The organism is Aeromonas sp. QDB56 (assembly GCF_027705505.1).
Lineage (GTDB): Bacteria > Pseudomonadota > Gammaproteobacteria > Enterobacterales > Aeromonadaceae > Aeromonas > Aeromonas caviae.
The window spans coordinates 1-3,514 of sequence record NZ_JAPDBZ010000218.1 but is presented as its reverse complement, the minus strand read 5'-3'; the positions used below and the strand labels follow the sequence as shown (position 1 = coordinate 3,514).

The window sequence follows — 3,514 nt, the reverse complement described above, 5'->3', positions numbered from 1 at the left end:
CGATGTGGAGCGGGTGATGTCACTTTGTAGCCGAGATTGGATAAAACTGACCTAATGTTTAATCCGATTGGTATAATCAGTCAAAAAAGTGCTTATCTGAACAGCATTGCTGTCACAGCAGGCCCTTTTTCATTGGGGCTGATGACCCGGCACGTTCACGCTGGCCAGCTGCTCGGGCAGGCGGCTCGCCAACCAGTCGATGGCGAGCCGGGTCTTGAGGGGCAGATGCGGACCACGGGGCCAGAGGGCGTTGATGGGATAGCGCCGACCCGGCAATCGGGCCAGCAGCTCGCGCAGCTCGCCCCGCTCAAGGTGAGGCCGCGCCAGCCAGGTCGGCAGCCAGGCGAGACCAAAGCCCGCGATGGCTGCCTGGGTGATGGCGTTGAGATCGTCCATCTGCAACCGCCCTCTGGGCTGGACTTCGCGCCATGCCTCGGCCTCCTGCCACCACCACGACAGCACCCGCCCCTGGCGCAGATAGGCAATGCACTCATGATCCGGTAGCTCAGCCAGGGTCACAGGTTCCCCCCGCTCGGCCAGATAGGCGGGCGAGGCGCAAAGCGTCATGCCGTGCTCCCCGAGCCTGCGCGCCGCCAGATCCAGGCTGTCCGGCGGCTCTGCGTTGCGGATCACCAGATCCATCCCCTCCTCCACCAGATCCACCTTGCGATCGCTGAACGACAGCTCCAGGGCCAGCCCGGGATGCGCCTTCGCCAGCGCCAGCAAAATGGGGGCCACGCACTGCTGGCCGAACAGGACCGGCATGGAGACCTTCAATCTGCCGTTGAGGGTAAGCTTGTTGGTGGCCAGCGCCGCTTCCCCAAGACGTACCTCCTCCAGCGCCCGCAGGCAGTGGCGATAGAAGAGCGCCCCCTCCTCGGTCAGGCTCTGGCTGCGGGTGGTGCGATGAAACAGTTGCACGCCGAGACGCAGCTCCAGCCGCGCCACCCCCTTGCCCACCGCCGAGCGGGTGAGGTGAAGCCGCTCCGCCGCCTGGGCGAAGCTGCCCGCCTCCACCACGGTGGCGAAGAGATCGATGCCATTGAGCGTGTTTGCCATCTATTGCATACCTTTTGGAACCAATATGGCGAAATACTATCAGCACTGCGGAAAAAAATGACTGGTAAGCTCCCTTCATTCTTCACACGTTTCAGATGGAGTTTCCCTCATGAGCCAGATCCTGCTGCTGCAATCCAGCCTCAACGGCCCCGTATCCCGCACCAACCAGTTGATGGAGCGCTTCCTGCAAACACGCCGGGAGCAGGGCCATCAGGACCAGGTGGTGGTGCGTGACCTGACCGCCCTCGACTTGCCCGTCCTCGACAGCCCGTTGTTTCACGCCCTGCGCGGGGCTGAACCGGCCAATGAGGCCATCCGGCAGGCGGTGGCGCTGTCGGATCGGCTGATTGCCGAACTCAAGGCCGCCGACCTGCTGCTGATCGGCGCCCCCATGTACAACCTCAATGTACCGACACCCCTCAAGAACTGGTTCGATCTGGTGGCACGGGCCGGGGTGACTTTCCGTTACACCGACACCTACCCCATGGGGCTGGTGGAGGGGGTCAACGCCCTGGTGTTCAGCAGCCGCGGCGGCGTGCATCAGGGACAGACGACAGATGCGGTCACCCCCTACCTCGAGTCCGTGCTCGGCCTGATGGGCATCCCGGTGGACTTCGTCTACGCAGAGGGGATGGATCTGCACCCCCACGGGGCGGAACAGGGAATGCGCGAAGCCCATGCTCGGATCGCTGGCCTCGGCAGGTAGGGCCATCACCCGATCTTGCCCCTTCCAACCGGCCGCCTGCTGCGCGGGACATTCCAAGTAAAAAAGCCCCGCAAGGGGCTTTTCTATGACTGCGGCAGTGGCGGCTGAGGGGGACTAGGCTTGTCTGGCATCGGGGCCTGCGGGCATGTCCCGCCAGAGCGCCAGAATGAGCAGCGCCAGCAGGGCAAAGGGCGGCACCAGGCAGAGCAGCACGCACAGGAAGGTGACAAGCCCCGGGTGGCGGCTCTTGCGCCGGGCCAGTCGCCAGGCCACCACGCCGACGACGATCATCAGCAGCAGCATGAAGAGAACAAACAGGTTGGAGTTGATGGTCATGAAAGCTCCTTTTTCATGGCAAAAGGCACACTCTAGCGCCGTTGCGGTCCCGGGCAACTCCCTATCTGGTGGTGCCTTCCTGGTCGATAGGCATTTTCTATTTCGCCAATAGATGAGAATGGTTTTCATTTGATGGGGTTCTGGGTGATACTGCCTTCATCGCCAGAGGAGACACCACCATGAAAAAGACCATCAGCTTCGCCATCCTGCACTTTTGTGTCGCCTTCACCGTGGCTTACCTGCTGACCGGCGAACTGCTCACCGCCAGCCTGATCGCCCTCATCGAGCCCGCCGTGAACACGGTCGCCTTCTACTTCCACGACCTTGGCTGGCACAAGCTCAAGCCCCACCACAGCCTGCAGGCCAAGACTAGCAGCTTCGCCCTGGTCCACTTCTCGGTGGCCTTCGGTGTCGCCTACCTGCTGAGTGGTGAGCTGCTCACCGGCGGCGTGATGGCACTGATCGAACCTGCCATCAACACCGTCGTCTTCTTCTTCCACGAGCGGCTGTGGCGCAGCCGCCAGACCTTGGCGCTGGCCGGTGTCTGATTGCCATGCAGGGCCGCCCGGCACCCAAAAACACGGGGTGCACCTGCCTACTTCGGGTGTAAAGTGTGCTCTGATCACGGGGCATCACGCCCCCTGTTGGAGCCCTGTCGATGAACAAGATTTTGCTTGGAACCCTGCTGTTTTCCCCTCTGCTGGCCGCGGCGGCCACCCCGTCCTTCGAGTGCGCCAAGACGAAAGGCGCCGCCGAAACCCTTATCTGCAAGGATGCCGGACTGGCTGCGCTGGATAACGAGCTGTCAGCCCTCTATCCCAAGGCGATTGCCGGGTTCTCCCCCGAGCAGCAGAAGAGCGAGCGTGCCATCCAGCGCGGCTGGATCAAGGGGCGCAACGACTGCTGGAAGGCGGGCGATCTGCGCCAGTGCGTGGAAGAGAGCTACCAGTTGCGGATCACCGAGTTGCAGATAAAAGGGGCCAGCTGAGAGTACCGACGCCGGTCGATTACCAGTGCGGCAAGAGCGTCACCCTCTCCACCTACTTCTACAACGAGGCCAAGCGGCCCGCCGCCATGATCAACCTGAGCGAGGGTAACAACCAGCAGCAGGTGCTCGCCTATGAGACCCCCAGCGCCAGCGGCGCCCGGTACGAGGGGCAAAACCTCACCCTCTGGACCAAGGGGAGCGACGCCAGGCTGGAGCGCTACGGTCAGCCCACCCTCAACTGCAACGAGATCCCGGGCAACTGATCCCCCGCCAGGCCAGAGGCCGGGCAACCACTCCCGAACAGGCAGCAAGTGGGTCACCAGTTGGTGGCCGCTCGCCCCCTTTTACCTATGGAAAGTGCGAACAAGTATCCCAAGAACAAAAAATGAAAATTTTAGTCATTTAATATCAATGGGTTACCAGTA

At 62.2% G+C, this 3,514-nt stretch carries 4 protein-coding genes and 1 pseudogene; 3 read left to right on the top strand and 2 right to left on the bottom strand.

Translation table 11 applies throughout. The annotated features are described in order from the left end of the window. Positions 1-129: 129 nt before the first annotated feature. Positions 130-1,059, bottom strand: a complete 930-nt coding sequence (locus OKB81_RS19695; protein WP_160839289.1) for a LysR family transcriptional regulator — start codon at positions 1,057-1,059, stop codon at positions 130-132. Positions 1,060-1,168: 109 nt separating this feature from the next. On the opposite strand from OKB81_RS19695, the gene OKB81_RS19690 reads away from it, so the two are divergent. Next, positions 1,169-1,765: an FMN-dependent NADH-azoreductase gene (locus OKB81_RS19690; RefSeq protein ID WP_102948404.1), complete on the top strand. Its 597-nt coding sequence runs from the start codon at positions 1,169-1,171 to the stop codon at positions 1,763-1,765. 114 nt (positions 1,766-1,879) lie between these two features. Here OKB81_RS19690 and OKB81_RS19685 read toward each other — a convergent pair whose 3' ends face one another. After that, a complete protein-coding gene (locus OKB81_RS19685; RefSeq protein ID WP_010675517.1) occupies positions 1,880-2,101 on the bottom strand; it encodes a hypothetical protein in 222 nt (73 codons plus the stop codon). Between the two features lie 179 nt (positions 2,102-2,280). Between OKB81_RS19685 and OKB81_RS19680 the strand changes: the two genes are divergently transcribed. After that, entirely contained in the window at positions 2,281-2,649 is a 369-nt protein-coding gene (locus OKB81_RS19680) for a DUF2061 domain-containing protein (protein WP_039040193.1), read from the top strand. A 110-nt stretch (positions 2,650-2,759) separates the two neighbouring features. Continuing rightward, positions 2,760-3,352, top strand: a pseudogene (locus OKB81_RS19675) (MliC family protein). Positions 3,353-3,514: the final 162 nt, after the last annotated feature.

Coding starts and splice junctions, on each gene's coding strand:
- OKB81_RS19690 (WP_102948404.1), top strand. CDS start 1,169: ATGAGCCAGATCCTGCTGCTGCAATCCAGCCTCAACGGCCCCGTATCC.
- OKB81_RS19695 (WP_160839289.1), bottom strand. CDS start 1,059: ATGGCAAACACGCTCAATGGCATCGATCTCTTCGCCACCGTGGTGGAG.
- OKB81_RS19680 (WP_039040193.1), top strand. CDS start 2,281: ATGAAAAAGACCATCAGCTTCGCCATCCTGCACTTTTGTGTCGCCTTC.
- OKB81_RS19685 (WP_010675517.1), bottom strand. CDS start 2,101: ATGACCATCAACTCCAACCTGTTTGTTCTCTTCATGCTGCTGCTGATG.